Raw genomic sequence first — 15,780 nt, 5'->3', positions numbered from 1 at the left:
GGCGCGAATTCAGTTGATCACACCGAAGTCCGTGTCCGTCACCCCGGAGTCTGTCCGGCGCGTGAGACCTCGCCTAGGATGATCGATGATCGATCAAAGTGTGGAGGTAGCTCATGACACGGCCCATCACGGTGGTCACCGGCGGAAGCCGGGGGATCGGAGCGGCGACCTGTCTGCGCCTCGCGGCGGACGGCCACGACGTCGTCGTGGGCTACGCGCGAGACTCCGCGGCCGCCGAGGCGGTCGTGGCAGGGGTGCGCGAGGCGGGCGGCCGCGGGGTCGCGGTGCGCGCGGACACGTCCGTGGAGGCCGACGTCGAGCGGCTCTTCGACGTGGCGGAGGAGCGGCTGGGCCCGGTGACGGGGCTGGTGAACAACGCGGCCGTGACCGGCCCGCTGGGGCGGCTCGCCGACAGCGACACCGCGGACCTGCGACGGGTCCTCGACGTCAACCTGCTGGGCGTGCTGCTGTGCGCCCGGCGGGCGGCGCGGCTGATGACGCCGCGCGGGAGCGGTGCGATCGTGAACGTGTCGTCGGGCGCCGCGACCCTCGGCAGCCCGGGGGAGTACGTGCACTACGCGGCGAGCAAGGCGGGTGTCGACGCGCTGACACTGGGCCTGGCCAAGGAGCTCGGCCCGGACGGGGTCCGGGTCAACGCCGTCGCCCCCGGGGTGATCGACACCGAGATGCACGCGGCGGCGGGCGATGCCGGGCGGGCGGAGCGGATGGGGGCGGCGGTGCCGATGGGGCGCGCCGGCCGGGCGGAGGAGATCGCCGCGGCGATCACCTGGCTGCTGTCGCCCGAGGCGTCCTACACGACGGGGACGGTGCTCCGGGTGGCGGGCGGGCGCTGACCGGGCCAAGGGAGGCGGGGCCGAAGGGGCGGGCCGGGGGTCCGGGGCCGGGGTGTGGGGCGGTGCGCCGCTCAGGCCGCCTCGATGACCTGGCCCCGGATCGCGGTCGCCCACTCGACCACCAGCAACTCGTACTCCACACGCTCCTGCGCGGACAGGGTCCCGCCCGCGCGCCGCCACAGCGCGCGGATCTGCTCGTTCAGTTCCGCGGCGGACCGCACGGAACCAGGGGTCACGTAATCGGGGGACATGCGGACAAGCCTAGGGGCAAGAACTGACACTGCGCTACCGCACGGCTACACAAGCGGTTCGTCTCAGCCGGATGACTCCGCGGCGTGCGGGCTGAGGACACCCGTCGCGACCAGGGCGATGATGACGATGCCGAGCGCGATGCGGTACCAGACGAACGGCATGAAGCTCTTGGTGGAGATGAACTTCATGAACCAGGCGATGACCACGTACCCGGTGGCGAAGGCGATGACCGTGGCGAAGAGCGTCGGTCCCCAGGAGACGTGGTCGCTCTCCATCGCGTCCTTCAGCTCGAAGACGCCGGAGGCGAGCACCGCCGGGATCGCGAGCAGGAACGAGTACCGCGCGGCGGCCTCGCGCCGGTATCCCATGAAGAGGCCGCCGCTGATGGTCGCGCCGGAGCGGGAGACGCCGGGGATGAGGGCCGCCGCCTGGCACAGGCCGTAGATCAGACCGTCCCGCACGCCCAGGTTCTCCAGCTCCTTGCGCTGCTGCGGCGCGCGGTGCCGGCCGCCCTTCTCGTCCCGGGCGGCCATCCGGTCGGCGATGCCGATGACGATGCCGACGACGATCAGCATCGTCGCGGTGATCCGCAGGTCGCGGAAGGGGCCCTCGATCTGGTCCTTCAGCGTCAGGCCGAGCACACCGATCGGGATCGAGCCGACGATCACCAGCCAGCCCATGCGCGCGTCCGGGTTGTGGCGCATCGACTTGTCGGTGAGCGAGCGCGTCCACGCCGCGATGATCCGCCCGATGTCCTTGCGGAAGTAGATGAGCACCGCGGCCTCGGTGCCGATCTGGGTGATCGCCGTGAAGGCCGCGCCCGGGTCGTGCCAGCCGGAGAACGCCGCGGTCAGCCGCAGGTGCGCGCTGGAGGAAACGGGGAGGAACTCGGTCAGTCCCTGGACGAGTCCGAGGACGAGGGATTCAAACCAAGACATGGAGTTACGTCAGTCCAAGCGGCGATCGGGGAACGGCGAGAAACGGTCGGCGGACACGCCGAACCGTCGCGTTGGTGATCGGGACCTGGCGTGCCGAGGGGCAGCGTAGCGCCCCGAAATGAACCCGGGACGGCGGGGGTGAGCAGGCCCCCACGTCACCGCGGGGCCCGCCGCCGTCCAGCCGGCGACGCCATGAGGGTCGTCAGGGCCGGCCCGTTGCCGAGGCTCACCGGCGTCGTGCCGGCCCGGCGGCAGGAGACCGGCGCGGACCAGGATCCTGGAAGCGGTGCAACGCCCCGTCAGTGCCCGCGCAGCCGGTGCCGCTTGCGCCAGGCCACCACCGCGCCCGCGAGCCCAGGCAGGGCGATGCAGGCCAGCGCGATCAGGAAGGCCGGGGAGGTCGGCGTCGAGGCACGGGCGCCCGCGACGACGTAGGCGGCGGTGTTGGGGATCGAGCCGAGCCCGGTCGCCAGCAGGAAGGGCAGCAGGCCCATCCGGGACACGGCGGCGCAGTAGTTGGCGGCGGCGAACGGCACCCCGGGGAACAGCCGCGCCGCCAGCATCGAGCGGAAGCCGTGCCGGCTGAGCTGCCCGTCCGCGGCCTTGAGCCACTTGCCCCGCAGCAGCGGCCGCAGCGCCTCCTGGCCGAGCACCCGGCCGAGACAGAAGGCGATCCCGGCGCCGAGCACCGTCCCCGCCAGCGCGGAGGCCAGCCCCAGCTGCGAACCGAACAGGGCACCGGCCGCCAGGTTGAGCAGCGGGCGCGGCACGAAGGCGACCGTGCACAGCCCGTACGCCACCGCGTACGCGAGGGCCGCCGCCGCACCCCCGAGCTGCGGCGGCCAGCCGTTGGTCAGCAACTGCTGCGGCTGGAACAGCACCACAGTCGTCGCGGCCGAGGCCAGCAGGGCGACCAGCAGGGAGAGCCGCGACCACGGGGACAGCAGCACTCTCGTCACACGTGCGGCGAAGCCGGTCGGCGCGACCGGTCCGGCGGCGGTGGCGACGGCGAGTTCGGCGGCGGCCCGGGGAGAGACCGTGGCGGTGCCCCCAGAGCGGGTGGTGGCATCGAGCATCCGGTGACACTAACCGACACATGTGTGTGATCGCCGTATGGTGCGTCTCATGAGCGTCACAGCCCGGCCGATTCCGGACGCGCCGCACAGCGCCCTCGCCGACACGGTACTGGAGCGGCTCACCGTCGAGTACCCCGCCGCGGCCGACCCCGGGCGGGCCGCCGGGCAGCGGGCGTACATGAAGGACGTGGCCCCGTTCCTGGGCCTGACCTCGCCCGTTCGCCGCTCGCTGTCCCGCACGGTGCTGGCGGGCGTGCCCCGCCCGGACGAGTCGGACTGTGCCGCGGTCGCGCTGCGCTGCTGGCGGCTGCCCGAGCGCGAGTACCACTACTTCGCCGTCGACTACCTGCGCCGGTATGTGACGCACTGCTCGTCCGGTTTCCTGCCCGTGGCCCGGCATCTGCTCACCACGGTCCCGTGGTGGGACACCGTCGACCTGCTCGCCGCGCATGTCGTCGGGGGCCTGGTCGCCGCCGACCGCGGCCTCACGGCCGACATGGACGCCTGGATCGAGGACGAGGACCTCTGGCTGGTGCGCGCGGCGCTCCTCCACCAGTTGCGCTACAGGGAACACACCGACACCGACCGCCTCTTCGGCTACTGCGTGCGCCGGTCGGGCCACGGCGACTTCTTCGTCCGCAAGGCCGTCGGCTGGTGCCTGCGCGAGTACGCCAAGACCGATCCGGACGCCGTGCGCGCCTTCGTGGCCGAGCACCGGACCGGCCTCGCGCCGCTGTCCGTCCGCGAGGCGCTGCGGAGCATCGGCCCGTAGCAAGCGCGACGGCGGACATCGAACTCCCAATCCCGTAAAAACCATTCGACGTGGGACGAAGCGTCGGCGATGATCGGCGTCATGTTCCGGTACGCCTTCCACCTCGCAGCATCCGCGGTCGCGGATGCCCCGAAGGCTGCCGTCGCCCACTTCACCGCCGCAGTCGACGGCGCCCGAAGCTGACCCTCCCCGGATCGTCCGGCGGACCCCGCAGGGGGAGGGTCGGCCGGCCCCCGGGGTCCCCACCACCGCCACGAGGCTTCGAGGTACCGCCATGTCCAAGACGGCGTACGTCCGCACCAAACCGCATCTGAACATCGGCACGATGGGCCATGTCGACCACGGCAAGACCACCCTGACCGCCGCCATCACCAAGGTCCTCGCCGAGCGCGGGGCCGGCAGCACCACCCCGTACGTCTCGTTCGACCGCATCGACCGCGCCCCGGAGGAGGCGGCGCGCGGCATCACCATCAACATCGCGCACGTCGAGTACGAGACCGACACCCGGCACTACGCGCACGTCGACATGCCCGGCCACGCCGACTACGTCAAGAACATGGTCACCGGCGCCGCCCAGCTCGACGGGGCCATCCTCGTCGTCTCGGCGCTGGACGGGATCATGCCGCAGACCGCCGAACACGTGCTGCTCGCCCGGCAAGTGGGCGTCGACCACATCGTGGTCGCGCTCAACAAGGCCGACGCCGTCGAGGACGGCGAGGACACGGTACTGACCGACCTGGTCGAGCTGGAGGTCCGCGAACTGCTCAGCGCGCACGGCTACGGCGGCGACGCCGTGCCCGTCGTACGGGTCTCGGGGCTCAAGGCCCTGGAGGGCGACCCGCGGTGGACGGCGTCCGTCGAGGCGCTGCTCGACGCCGTGGACACGTACGTGCCCATGCCCGAGCGGTACCTGGACGCGCCGTTCCTGCTGCCGGTGGAGAACGTGCTCACCATCACCGGCCGCGGCACCGTCGTCACCGGCGCCGTCGAGCGCGGCACCGTGCGCGTCGGCGACCGGGTCGAGGTGCTCGGCGCGTCCGTCGAGACGGTCGTCACCGGCCTGGAGACCTTCGGCAAGCCGATGGAGGAGGCACAGGCCGGGGACAACGTGGCGCTGCTGCTGCGCGGAGTCGCCCGCGACACCGTGCGCCGTGGACACGTGGTCGCCGCACCCGGCAGCGTCGTGCCCGCGCGCCGCTTCACCGCGCGGGTGTACGTGCTGTCGACGCGCGAGGGCGGCCGCTCCACGCCGCTGACCACCGGCTACCGGCCGCAGTTCTACCTCCGCACCGCGGACGTGGTCGGCGACGTGGACCTCGGCGAGGTGGCCGTCGCCCGGCCCGGGGACACCGTCACCATGACGGTCGAGCTGGGGCGGGACGTGCCCCTGGAGACGGGGCTCGGCTTCGCGATCCGCGAGGGCGGCCGCACCGTGGGGGCGGGGACCGTGACCGCCGTCGGATGAGACCGGCGCTTGGCACAATGGGCAGGTGAACGAAGCCATACCCGTCAGTCGCGTCACCGACCACGGCACCGCCAAGCTCATGCCCGACGTCGACCGGGAACGGGCCTGGCTGCTCACCGTCGACGGGGCGCCGCAGTCGTACGTCGACCTGGACGAGCCGGCGCACCTGGAGTTCGAGTACACGCGCCGGCTCGGCCACGTCCTGGACACGGTCGCCGAGCCGGGGCGTGCGCTGGACGTCCTGCACCTGGGCGGCGGCGCGTTCACCCTGCCCCGGTACGTGGCCGCGACCCGGCCCGGTTCACGGCAGCACGTCGTGGAGGCCGACCGGGGGCTCCTCGGCCTGGTCGCCGAGCACCTTCCGCTGCCACCCGACGCGGGCGTCACCGCACACGGCGCCGACGCCCGCGCCTGGCTCGCGGCCGCGCCCGCGGACTCGGCCGACGTGCTGGTCGCCGACGTCTTCGGCGGCTCACGGGTGCCCGCGCACCTGACCTCCGTCGGCTACGTGCGCGAGGCGGCCCGCGTCCTGCGCGCCGACGGCGTGTACGTCGCCAACCTGGCCGACGGGGCCCCGTTCGGCTTCCTGCGCGGCCAACTCGCCGGATTCGCGGCCTTCTTCCAGGAGCTGGCGCTGATCGCCGAACCGGGCGTGCTGCGCGGGCGCCGCTTCGGCAACGCGGTGCTGGTCGCCGCGCACCGGCCGCTGGACACCGCCGCCCTGGCCCGGCGCACCGCCGCCGACGCCTTCCCGGCCAGGGTCGAGCACGGGGCCGCCCTGCGGGACTTCGTCGGCGACGCCCGTCCGGTGCGCGACGAGGACGCCGTACCGTCGCCCGAGCCGCCCGCCGGGGCTTTCGGCATCGGCTGAGCGGCCTACGAACCCCGGTGTTACGGGGGCGTTACGACTCGGTCGGCGGTTCCTCGGTGAGGCGCACGGTGCTGAGGATCTTCTGGATCGTCGCCTCGGGGACCTCGTCCTTGACGCCCTTGGCGCCGTACAGGTTCCAGGTGACGAAATCGCCAGCGCTGTTCTTGAACGCGAAGGTGATCGCCTTGCCCTCGGTGTCGCACTTGCCCTTCTTGGGAGCGCCCTCCGAGTGCGCCGTGATGACACTCCCCTTGATGCCCGACGCGGTGGTGTACGCCTTCGGCTTGCCGTACTTCACGCTCTTCTTGTCCGGCTCGGTGAAACCGCCGTAGATCCACCACGGCACCCGCGTCTCGGCCGCCTGGTCGGTGGTCTTGGCGCCGCTCTCGCCGCGGGTGCCCGTGGTGGCGAGGGCGGTGGTCTCCTTGCGGCCGTCCTTGTTCTCGTCGGTCGTGCACCACTCGGACTTCAGATAGGCCGGGGCGGTGACCGTGGTGCGGTCGGTCTTCCCGTCCTCCTCCCACTCGAAGCCGACGCTGGTGTCGGTGCTGTCGATCTCCCAGTCCGCGGGCACGTCGAACATGGTGCCGAAGCGCGGATTGGCGACGACCTTCCAGCCGTCGACGGTCGCCTTCGCGCCCTCGCCCCCGCGCGGGTTCTCGTCGGAGCCCGACGCACTCGGGTCCGCGGTGGGGGACCCGGACTTCTCCACGGTCGGGCTCGCCGAGGTCTTCTTGTCCTTGCCGTCGTCCGCCTGGTCGTCCTTGTCACCGCCGAGCACCAGGAATCCGGTGACACCCGCGGCCACCACCACGGCGAGGGACGCGATGATCGCGACCAGCTTCGTCCGGTTGCCGCCACCCCCACCGCCGCCCGTCGCAGGCTGCGGAACGGTGGCCGGCTGCGGCGTACTCCACTGCTGCTGCCCGTACGCGCCGGGCTGCTGCTGGTAGCCGGGCTGCTGATACGGATTCGGCTGCTGGTACCCCGGCTGCTGGTACGGATTGTTCTGCGGGTTCTGCTCGCCCCCGGGCGGCTGCTGTCCTGGCCACATGAGCAGTCACCCTAATGCCGCCCAGGACACGATTCGGTCACCGGGCCTTGTCAGGGGCGTACCGAAACGGCGGGGCTCAGGACTCCGACGGGGTGTACTCCCTGACGGTGGCGAGGATTTCGCGGACGGTGGCGTCGGGTACCTCGTCGGCGACGTCCGCCGCGCCGAAGAACGACCACGAGACGAAGTCGCCGTCGGCGGACTTGAAGGCGAAGGTGGTCGCCTTGCCGTTCACGTCGCACTTGTCCTTCCTCGCCACCCCGGACGACCGGGAGGTGGCCACGCTGCCCTTGATGCCGGAGGCCGTGGTGAACGACGTCACCGGTCCGGTGGCGACCTTGTCCCGGTCCGGCTGGGTGAACGCCCCGTAGACCCAGGTCGCGGAGTCGGTGCGGGCGATCTCCTCGGTGCTCCGGGCGCCGTTGTTGCCGCGGGTGCCCGCACTGGCCAGGGGCGTGTGGTCGACCGAGCCGTCCCGGTCGTCGTCCGACCCGCACCACTTCTCCTTGAGCACGGCGGGGGCCTTCATGGCGACCAGGGGCTTCTCGTCGGGGTCGTCGTCCTCCGCTACGTAGGTGACCCAGTCGCGCGACTGCGGTACCCAGGACGCCGGTACGTCGAAGGCGATGCCGCGGTCGGGGTTGGCCACGACGGTCCAGCCCTCGACGGTGGGCTTCGGGGAGCCGTCACCGCCGCGCGGGTCGCCGGCGGCGGACGCGGCCGGGGAGGAGGCCGCCGGGGAGGAGGAGGCGGGGCCGGGCCGGGCCTCGTCGTCCCCGCCCCCGCCCAGGAGGACGGCCCCGGTCACGGCGGCGGCGACCACCACGACCGCGGCGGCGACGACCGCGACCACCTTCGTTCGGCCGCTGCCGGGCCCCCGTCCCGCCGGACCGCCGGAGGTGACCGTGGGCGCGTTCCAGGGGGCGGGCTGCTGCTGCCCCGCGTACGGCTGCTGCTGCTGGTAGCCCGGCTGCCGGTACGGGTTGGGCTGCCGCGGGTCCGGCCCGCCGGCGGATGACTGCTCTCCTGGCCACATGGGCGCCCAGCATACGGCGATCTTCCCGGGTGCCTGGCCCTGGATGCTACTCGCGGGTAACCTGCCGTCATGAGCGCAGATCAGATGTCGATCGGCGAGTTGCTCGCCGCCACGGTGCCGATGGTCAGGACCCTGAACCTCGAGTACCTGGAGACCACCCCGGAGAAGGCCGTCCTGACCCTCCCGGACCAGAGCGAGTACCGCAACCACGTCGGCGGACCGCACGCCGGAGCCATGTTCACGCTGGGCGAGTCGGCCAGCGGCGCGATCGTGCTGGCCGCCTTCGGCGACCAGCTCTCCCGGGCGGTGCCGCTGCCGGTCACCGCGGAGATCGCCTTCAAGAAGATCGCCCTCGGCCCGGTCACCGCCACCGCGACGCTCGGCCGCCCCGCCGCGGACGTCGTCGCCGAACTGGACGCGGGCAGCCGGCCCGAATTCCCGGTGAGCGTCGCCATCCAGCGCGAGGACGGAGCCGTCACCGGTGAGATGACCGTCATATGGACCCTGCGCCCCAACGGCTGACCCCCGCCGACCCGGTACGCTTCCCGGTGCGCCTCGATCGAGGCGCACCGGGGAACAGGTACGCGAAGCGGAGGATGGGGCGTTGCACGTCCAGGAATGGCTCGACACGGTGCCAGCGGCTGCCGTCTACGCCGTCGTCGCGCTGGTCATCGGTCTGGAGAGCCTGGGCATCCCGTTGCCCGGCGAGATCATCCTGGTGTCGGCGGCCCTGCTGTCGTCGCAGCACGGCGGGATCGACCCGCTGGTCCTCGGCGCCTGCGCCAGCGCGGGCGCGGTGATCGGCGACTCCATCGGTTACGCCATCGGCCGCAAGGGCGGCCGGCCGCTGCTGGCCTGGCTGGGCAGAAAATTCCCCAAGCACTTCAGCGAGGGGCACGTCGCCACCGCCGAGCGGTCCTTCCAGAAGTGGGGCATGTGGGCCGTGTTCTTCGGCCGCTTCGTCGCCCTGCTGCGGATCTTCGCGGGCCCGCTGGCCGGTGTGCTGCGGATGCCGTACTGGAAGTTCCTGATCGCCAACGTCCTCGGCGGCATCGTCTGGGCGGGCGGCACCACCGCCGTCATCTACTACGTCGGCGTCGTCGCGGAGGACTGGCTCAAGCGCTTCTCCTGGCTGGGCCTGGTGGTGGCGGTCCTGATCGGCGTCGCCTCGATGCTGATCGTCAAGCGCAGGGCGAGCAGGGCCCAGCCGGAGCCCGAGCCCGCGACCGCCGGGGAGTGAGGCGTCCCACAGGGGCACGGGGCCGTGTCGATGCGTGGCTCCGCCGCGTGGGCGCGACCAGCCGCGGATGACCGGCAGACGGCGTCTCAGAGCACCTGCCCCACCGCATCCCGATGCTGCCCAGCCAGCGCCGCGTACATCGTGCCGTTCAGCGTGACCCCCTGACGCTCCTCCTCCGTCAGCTCCCGCTTCACCTTCGCCGGCACCCCCGCGACCAGCGACCCCGGCGGCACCCGCATCCCCTGCGGGACCAGCGCCTGGGCCGCGACCAGTGAACCCGTGCCGATCACCGCTCCGTTGAGGACCGTGGCACCCATGCCGATCAGGCAGTCGTCCTCGACGGTGGCGCCGTGCACCACGGCGTTGTGGCCGATGGAGACGCGCTCGCCGACGGTGACGGGGAAGCCGGGGTCGGCGTGGAGCGTGCAGTTGTCCTGGACGTTGCTGCTCGCGCCCACGGAGATCCGCTCGACGTCGCCGCGCAGCACCGCGCCGTACCAGACGCTCGCCCCGGCGTGCAGCGTCACGTCCCCGACGACCGAGGCCGTCGGTGCCACGAAGGCGTCCGCGTCCACCTTCGGGTCCTTGCCGCCGATGCCCGTGATCAGCGCCTTCTGCGTCATCTTCGCCTCCTGCTCGGGTGTTGTACGGCACCGTACGCCACCCGGTGGGGTGAAGATCACAGCACGGTGCGGACCTGTGCGCGGTGCGCGCGGACTACCGTGAGCGGGTGCCCCACCGCAAGAACACGTTCTCGTCCTGGCGGAGCCGCCTCGCGCAGCGGGCCGTCCACGCGGGCTGGGCCTGGGTGCAGCGCACCGGTTCCGTCACCGCCGCCCACCCCGGGCGGTTCCGCTTCGGCGCGCTGGGCACGGGCACCCGGCTGGCCTTCCCGCTCGGCACGGTCTTCGGCGAGCCCTGGATCCACGTCGGCGCCCACTGCATCGTCGGCGAGCAGGTCACGCTGACCGCCGGGCTCATGCCCGATCTCGACCTCGGCCCCGAGCCGATCCTGCGCATCGGCGACGGGGTCGTCCTCGGCCGCGGCAGCCACGTCATCGCGGACACCACCGTCACCATCGGCAGCGACTGCTACTTCGGCCCGTACGTCTACGTCACCTCCACCAACCACTCCTACGACGACCCGCACCAGCCCATCGGCAAGCAGTGGCCGCGGATGGACCCGGTGGAGATCGGCCCCGGCTGCTGGATCGGCACCGGCGCGGTGATCCTGCCCGGCGCGCGGATCGGGCGGAACGTGGTCGTGGCCGCCGGTGCCGTGGTCCGGGGCACGGTCCCCGACCACTCCGTGGTGGCGGGCGCCCCGGCCCGTGTCGTGCGGCGCTGGACACCCGCCGAGGGCTGGCAGCCGCCGCTCAGGACCCCGGCTCCGGTGCCGATTCCCGACGGGATCACGCCGGGGCAGCTGCGGGAGCTGTCGAAGCTGGACGACGAGGCGGTGGCCCGTCTCGCCGCGTTGGACGAAGATCCGCAGCGGACCCCGGGCAGGCTCGCGGAACCGGCCGCGGAGGGCTGACAGGACGGCCTGGAGGCGGCGGCCGGGCGCGCTGTCACGGTCCGGTCGGCTCGCAGTACAGTGCGGTGGACCTTCGGGTGCAGCGGACCGTGGTTCAGTCTGAAGCACCGCGTCATGCACCTCAATGTACGTACCTGTACGAGTCCCTGGACGGAACGTGGCGGACCTCGACCTGCTGACCCAGTCCCTGGCGCGCAACGTCAGGCGCTGGCGCACCGAGCGCGGCTTCACCCTGGAGGCGCTCGCGGCGCGCGCCGGGGTCAGCCGCGGCATGCTCATCCAGATCGAGCAGGCGCGCACCAACCCCAGCCTCGGCACCGTCGTGAAGATCGGCGACGCCCTCGGGGTCAGCATCACCACCCTGCTCGACCGGGAGCAGGGCCCCACGGTCCGCGTCGTCCCCGCCGAAGAGGCCGTACGCCTCTGGCACACCGACGCGGGCAGCTTCAGCCGGCTCCTCGCCGGGGTGGAGGCGCCCGGCCCGCTGGAGATGTGGGAGTGGCGGCTGATGCCGGGCGAGCACAGCCTCTCCGACCCGCACCCCACCGGCACGGTCGAGCTGGTGCACGTCACGTCGGGCGAACTCGCCCTCACCGTCGACGGGGTGACCCACCGGGTGCCGACCGGCGCGAGCGCCTCCTTCGAGTCCGACACCCCGCACACATACGGCAACGAGGGTGACGCGCCGATGGAGATGATCATGGCGGTGTCGGTGCCGCCCGTCCGCTGAGACGGCCGTTCTCCGGACCCCGGCAGTTGTTAGCGTGCCGCCATGCACGCACCCATCGGGAACTTCGACAGCGCCACGCCCGCCCCGGAATGCCTCGACGAACTGACCCGCCCGGTCGCCGACGCCGTACGCCGCTGGAGCGGCACCGTACCGGCCGACCAGATCCTCTACGTCGACACCGAACCGGAGTGGGCCGACACCGCCACCTTCGTCGAGCACTACGGCCGTGAACTGCTCGAACAGTCCGCCAACTGCGTGGTGGTCACCGGCAAGCGGGGCGGCGGCACGACCCTGGCCGCCTGCGTGGTGCTCTCCACCACCCGGGTCGACGTCAACGGCGTCGTACGCCGTCACCTCGGGGCGCGCAAGGCGTCCTTCGCGCCGATGGACACGGCCACCGGGGAGACCGGCATGGAGTACGGCGGCATCACCCCGGTCGGCCTGCCCGGCGGCTGGCCCCTGCTGGTGGACTCGGCCGTCGTCGACCTGCCCTACGTCCTCGTCGGCAGCGGACGCCGGCGCGGCAAACTGCTCGTGCCGGGCAAGGCCTTCGCGGAACTGCCCGGCGCCGAGGTCCTGGACGGGCTCGGCGCCGCCTGAACCGTTGGGCTCAGGCGTGGTGGGCGATCGCCAGATGCGGATCGGCCTCGCCCGGGGACGGCGCCGGGTCCGCGTGGACCAGGGCGGCGGTGAGCCGCGGCACCGCGTGCAGCAGGGCGTGCTCGGCCGCCACGGCGATGCGGTGGGCCTCGCGGACCGTCGCCTCGCCGTCCACCACCAGGGCGACCTCGGCGCGCAGCCGGTGCCCGATCCAGCGCAGCCGCAGCTCACCCACCCCGCGCACACCGGGAACCCCGTCCAGCACCCGCTCCGCCCGGTCCACCAGCGCCGGGTCCACCGCGTCCATCAGCCGCCGGAACACCTCGCGCGCCGCGTCCCGCAGGACCAGGACGATCGCGGCCGTGATCGCCAACCCCACGACCGGGTCGGCGAGTTGCCAGCCGAGCGCCGCGCCCCCCGCACCCAGCAGCACCGCCAGCGAGGTGTAGCCGTCGGTGCGGGCGTGCAGGCCGTCGGCGACCAGCGCGGCGGAGCCGATCTCCCGGCCCACGCGGATGCGGTGGCGGGCCACCCACTCGTTGCCGGCGAAGCCGACCAGGGCGGCCGCGGCGACCGCCGGCACGTGCGCGACCGGGCGCGGGTCGAGCAGCCGGTCCACCGCCGTCCACGCCGCGAACACCGCGGAGGCGGTGATCGTCAGGACGATCACGACACCGGCCAGGTCCTCCGCCCGTCCGTATCCGTACGTGAAGCGCCGGGTGGCCGCGCGCCGGCCCAGCACGAAGGCGATGCCCAGGGGAACGGCGGTCAGCGCGTCCGCGGTGTTGTGCACCGTGTCGCCGAGCAGCGCCACCGATCCGGAGACCACCACCACGGCCGCCTGCGCCAGCGCCGTCGCGCCCAGCACCGCCAGCGACACCCACAGGGCGCGCAGGCCGCGGGCCGAGGACTCCAGGGCCGGGTCCAGCTTGTCGGCGCTCTCGTGGGAATGGGGGGTGAGCCGGTGCGCGAGGCGGTGCGCGCACCGGCGCCACCGGGCGGCCGAGGGGGAGGGGCCGGGGCGGGCGTGGTGATGGCCGTCCCGGTGGTGATCGTGGTGGTGGTGCCGGTGCGGGTCGCTCATGGGTGCCCCTTCCGGTGTCCCGGCGTTCTGGGTGCCGGTGCGGTGGGTGGACGTTCGCCGTCCCCGACGCCATTATGTGCGTATGAGCGCACGCATGCACCTGTCATCTGCGGACGATGCGCACCCGCGCACACCGGGCGAGGAGCAGTTCGCGCTCGCCGCCGAGATCCTCGCCCTGCTCGGCGACCGCACCCGCCTGACCCTGCTGCACGCCCTGACCGACGGAGAGGCCGACGTCACCACCCTCACCGAGGCCTGCGGGGCGGCCCGTCCGGCGGTCAGCCAGCATCTGGCCCGCCTGCGTCTGGCGGGGCTGGTCGGCACCCGCAAGGAGGGGCGCCGGGTCGTGTACTCATTGCGCGACGGGCATCTGCGCCGCCTGGTCGACGAGGCGCTGAACGTGGCCGACCACCGGCTCGACGACCGGCCGCCGCACGACTGAGCGACCTGCCGTCCCCGGCCGGTCATGCGCTCAGCCGGTGGTCCGTACGCCGAGGTACCGCTCGGCGAACTCCGTCGCCGCGGCCGGCGAGTCGAAGAGGCGACGCAGCCGGGCCAGCGCGGCACCCGCGCGATACCGATCGCCCGACGCCGTGCCGTGGTACATCTCGGCCAGCCACTGGGAGAACTCCTGGTAGTCCCACACCCGGGTGAGGCACGTGTCCGAGTAGCCGGACAGTCCGGAGTCGTCGCCCTTCGTCAGGGACGCGACCAGCCCGTCGCCGAGCAGGAAGGCGTCGTGCAGGGCGAGGTTCAGACCCTTGGCGGCGATGGGCGCGGTCAGGTGCGCCGCGTCCCCGGCCAGGAAGAGCCGCCCGAAGGCCATCGGCTCGACCACGTAACCGTGCATGTCGAGCACGCGCTTCTCGATCAGCCGGCCCTCCTCGAGCGGCGGTGCGCCGGCCGCGCCCAGCCGTTCCCGCAGCTCCGCCCAGACGCGCTCGTGCGGCCAGTTCGCCGGGTCGTCGCCCGGCCGGCACTGCAGGTAGTAGCGGGTCACCTCGGGGCTGCGGGCCATGTGCCCGGCGAAACCCCGCGGATGCATGCCGAACACCACGCAGTCCGAGGACGGCGGCGCCTCGGCCAGCAGTGCCAGCCAGCCGACGCCGTAGTCGTGGCGAGCGAGGCGGGCCCGCTCCGGAGGCAGTGACGCGCGCGTCACCCCGCGCGCGCCGTCGCAGCCCGCGACGAAGTCCGCCGTCACCACCCGGCGTTCGCCGGATTCCGGGCACACGTACGACACCGACGGCCGCCCGGACCCGATACCGTGCAGGCGTACGTCCCGGACGCCGAACCGGATCTCCCCGCCCCGTACGTCCGCGTACTCCCGGACCAGGTCCGTCACCAGGAACTGCTGCGGATAGACGAAGTGGTGACGCCCCGTCAGTTCCGTGTACGCGAAGCGGTAGCACTCCCCGGCGAACCGGAACTCGCACTCGGTGTGGGTCTGCGCCCGCTCCAGCAGGGTCCGCGCCAGCCCGCGCCGTTCCAGCCCGCGCACGGCCCACTCCTCGATGACCCCGGCGCGCGGCCGCCGTTCGACGAAATCGCGGGTCTCCGTCTCCAGCACCAGACAGTCGACACCCGCGGCGCGCAGGATGTTGCCGACGGTCAGCCCGGCGGGACCGGCGCCCACTATGACGACGGAGAATCCTTGAGCGCCGCCTGAGCCGGCGTGGGAGGAGGGTGCGGTCACCCGGCCATTATGTCGGCGGCGCGCGGGCCACCGGAACGGCCGCGACGGCCCGCGCAGCGGGAAAACTGCTGATGGCCACTCACCTCGTGAACGGGGACTCCGACTCCCGCCTCTCCCTCTGGCAGCGCGTGCGCCCCGGGTCGCCATGGTCGTCGACACCTCGGGACCGGTCAGCGACGCCGGGCTGGGCAGCGCGCTCCTGGAGGTCGCCGCGATCGTCCGCGCCGTCGGCGGCCGTCGCGACCTGGTCAGCGTGGTGCCGCGCGACGCGGCGGCCCGCCTCGCGCACACCGTGTGCCGGACCGAGGGGATCCCGCTGGTGGGCGGCGGCGGCACGGACCCGCGCACCGGCTTCGCGAAGGCGCTCGGGGCGCGTCCCGCGCCGGACGCCGTCGTGGTGCCGACCGACGGGCGGACACCCTGGCCGCGGACGCGGCCGGCCTGCCGGACGGTGGTGGGCCTGTTCCCCCGGGAGCGGGCGGGCAGGTCCTGGGACGAGGACGACCCCGAGTACGTCTCCGGCACACCGCCCGACCGGGCCCGCGTGGTGGTCATCGAGTCCGGTCCGGGCCGGG

General features: G+C 73.1%; 18 protein-coding genes and 1 pseudogene. 11 read left to right on the top strand and 8 right to left on the bottom strand.

Features of this window, described 5'->3' with window-relative positions:
- Nucleotides 1-113 precede the first annotated feature (113 nt).
- Entirely contained in the window at nt 114-854 is a 741-nt protein-coding gene (locus tag ACZ56V_RS18480) for an SDR family oxidoreductase (RefSeq protein WP_467384751.1), read from the top strand.
- Between the two features lie 71 nt (nt 855-925).
- Here the strand turns inward: ACZ56V_RS18480 and ACZ56V_RS18475 are convergent, their stop codons facing one another.
- From ACZ56V_RS18475 to ACZ56V_RS18465, 3 genes are all read right to left on the bottom strand, one after another.
- Nucleotides 926-1,105 carry a hypothetical protein gene (locus ACZ56V_RS18475; protein WP_104633106.1) on the bottom strand — a complete coding sequence of 60 codons (180 nt, stop codon included), beginning with the start codon at nt 1,103-1,105 and terminating at the stop codon, nt 926-928.
- A 63-nt stretch (nt 1,106-1,168) separates the two neighbouring features.
- Entirely contained in the window at nt 1,169-2,044 is an 876-nt protein-coding gene (locus ACZ56V_RS18470; RefSeq protein WP_398912099.1) for an undecaprenyl-diphosphate phosphatase, read from the bottom strand.
- A 299-nt stretch (nt 2,045-2,343) separates the two neighbouring features.
- Nucleotides 2,344-3,120 carry a TVP38/TMEM64 family protein gene (locus tag ACZ56V_RS18465; RefSeq protein WP_356369061.1) on the bottom strand — a complete coding sequence of 259 codons (777 nt, stop codon included), beginning with the start codon at nt 3,118-3,120 and terminating at the stop codon, nt 2,344-2,346.
- Nucleotides 3,121-3,169: 49 nt separating this feature from the next.
- On the opposite strand from ACZ56V_RS18465, the gene ACZ56V_RS18460 reads away from it, so the two are divergent.
- From ACZ56V_RS18460 to ACZ56V_RS18450, 3 genes are all read left to right on the top strand, one after another.
- Nucleotides 3,170-3,892 (top strand): DNA alkylation repair protein, encoded by a 723-nt coding sequence (locus ACZ56V_RS18460; protein WP_468943419.1) that lies wholly within the window; start codon nt 3,170-3,172, stop codon nt 3,890-3,892.
- 274 nt (nt 3,893-4,166) lie between these two features.
- On the top strand, nt 4,167-5,357 hold the full coding sequence (tuf, locus tag ACZ56V_RS18455) for an elongation factor Tu (protein ID WP_468943417.1): 1,191 nt from the start codon (nt 4,167-4,169) through the stop codon (nt 5,355-5,357).
- 25 nt (nt 5,358-5,382) lie between these two features.
- Nucleotides 5,383-6,228: a spermidine synthase gene (locus tag ACZ56V_RS18450; RefSeq protein ID WP_398912096.1), complete on the top strand. Its 846-nt coding sequence runs from the start codon at nt 5,383-5,385 to the stop codon at nt 6,226-6,228.
- Between the two features lie 31 nt (nt 6,229-6,259).
- Here the strand turns inward: ACZ56V_RS18450 and ACZ56V_RS18445 are convergent, their stop codons facing one another.
- Nucleotides 6,260-7,282, bottom strand: coding sequence for a DUF8017 domain-containing protein (locus ACZ56V_RS18445; RefSeq protein WP_398912095.1), 1,023 nt, complete (start codon nt 7,280-7,282; stop codon nt 6,260-6,262).
- Between the two features lie 76 nt (nt 7,283-7,358).
- The gene (locus ACZ56V_RS18440) at nt 7,359-8,318 is read right to left on the bottom strand and encodes a DUF8017 domain-containing protein (protein WP_467384742.1); all 960 of its coding nucleotides are present in this window, start codon (nt 8,316-8,318) and stop codon (nt 7,359-7,361) included.
- A gap of 84 nt (nt 8,319-8,402) precedes the next feature.
- Between ACZ56V_RS18440 and ACZ56V_RS18435 the strand changes: the two genes are divergently transcribed.
- Together ACZ56V_RS18435 and ACZ56V_RS18430 are read left to right on the top strand one after the other, a co-directional pair.
- Entirely contained in the window at nt 8,403-8,840 is a 438-nt protein-coding gene (locus ACZ56V_RS18435; protein WP_398912144.1) for a DUF4442 domain-containing protein, read from the top strand.
- 82 nt (nt 8,841-8,922) lie between these two features.
- Complete coding sequence (locus ACZ56V_RS18430; protein ID WP_398912093.1) at nt 8,923-9,558, top strand: DedA family protein; 636 nt, start codon at nt 8,923-8,925, stop codon at nt 9,556-9,558.
- 86 nt (nt 9,559-9,644) lie between these two features.
- Here ACZ56V_RS18430 and ACZ56V_RS18425 read toward each other — a convergent pair whose 3' ends face one another.
- The gene (locus tag ACZ56V_RS18425) at nt 9,645-10,181 is read right to left on the bottom strand and encodes a gamma carbonic anhydrase family protein (RefSeq protein WP_468943412.1); all 537 of its coding nucleotides are present in this window, start codon (nt 10,179-10,181) and stop codon (nt 9,645-9,647) included.
- Between the two features lie 107 nt (nt 10,182-10,288).
- Between ACZ56V_RS18425 and ACZ56V_RS18420 the strand changes: the two genes are divergently transcribed.
- The 3 genes from ACZ56V_RS18420 to ACZ56V_RS18410 all read left to right on the top strand — a co-directional run bounded on the left by ACZ56V_RS18420 (nt 10,289) and on the right by ACZ56V_RS18410 (nt 12,425).
- Nucleotides 10,289-11,095, top strand: coding sequence for an acyltransferase (locus tag ACZ56V_RS18420; RefSeq protein WP_468943409.1), 807 nt, complete (start codon nt 10,289-10,291; stop codon nt 11,093-11,095).
- Nucleotides 11,096-11,252: 157 nt separating this feature from the next.
- Nucleotides 11,253-11,825, top strand: a complete 573-nt coding sequence (locus ACZ56V_RS18415; RefSeq protein WP_468943406.1) for a helix-turn-helix domain-containing protein — start codon at nt 11,253-11,255, stop codon at nt 11,823-11,825.
- A 42-nt stretch (nt 11,826-11,867) separates the two neighbouring features.
- Entirely contained in the window at nt 11,868-12,425 is a 558-nt protein-coding gene (locus ACZ56V_RS18410; protein ID WP_398912089.1) for a YbaK/EbsC family protein, read from the top strand.
- Nucleotides 12,426-12,435: 10 nt separating this feature from the next.
- On the opposite strand, the gene ACZ56V_RS18405 is transcribed toward ACZ56V_RS18410, so the two are convergent.
- Nucleotides 12,436-13,509 carry a cation diffusion facilitator family transporter gene (locus tag ACZ56V_RS18405; RefSeq protein ID WP_398912088.1) on the bottom strand — a complete coding sequence of 358 codons (1,074 nt, stop codon included), beginning with the start codon at nt 13,507-13,509 and terminating at the stop codon, nt 12,436-12,438.
- A gap of 82 nt (nt 13,510-13,591) precedes the next feature.
- On the opposite strand from ACZ56V_RS18405, the gene ACZ56V_RS18400 reads away from it, so the two are divergent.
- Entirely contained in the window at nt 13,592-13,951 is a 360-nt protein-coding gene (locus ACZ56V_RS18400) for an ArsR/SmtB family transcription factor (RefSeq protein ID WP_356369092.1), read from the top strand.
- Between the two features lie 30 nt (nt 13,952-13,981).
- Here ACZ56V_RS18400 and ACZ56V_RS18395 read toward each other — a convergent pair whose 3' ends face one another.
- Entirely contained in the window at nt 13,982-15,205 is a 1,224-nt protein-coding gene (locus ACZ56V_RS18395) for a 4-hydroxybenzoate 3-monooxygenase (RefSeq protein WP_467384736.1), read from the bottom strand.
- 112 nt (nt 15,206-15,317) lie between these two features.
- On the opposite strand from ACZ56V_RS18395, the pseudogene ACZ56V_RS18390 reads away from it, so the two are divergent.
- Nucleotides 15,318-15,773, top strand: a pseudogene (locus ACZ56V_RS18390) (VWA-like domain-containing protein); the annotation flags it as partial.
- Nucleotides 15,774-15,780 lie beyond the last annotated feature (7 nt).

The organism is Streptomyces sp. NPDC034099 (genome assembly GCF_055575415.1).
The sequence above is the reverse complement of the archived record's forward strand: the minus strand, read 5'-3'. Positions and strand labels throughout refer to the sequence as shown.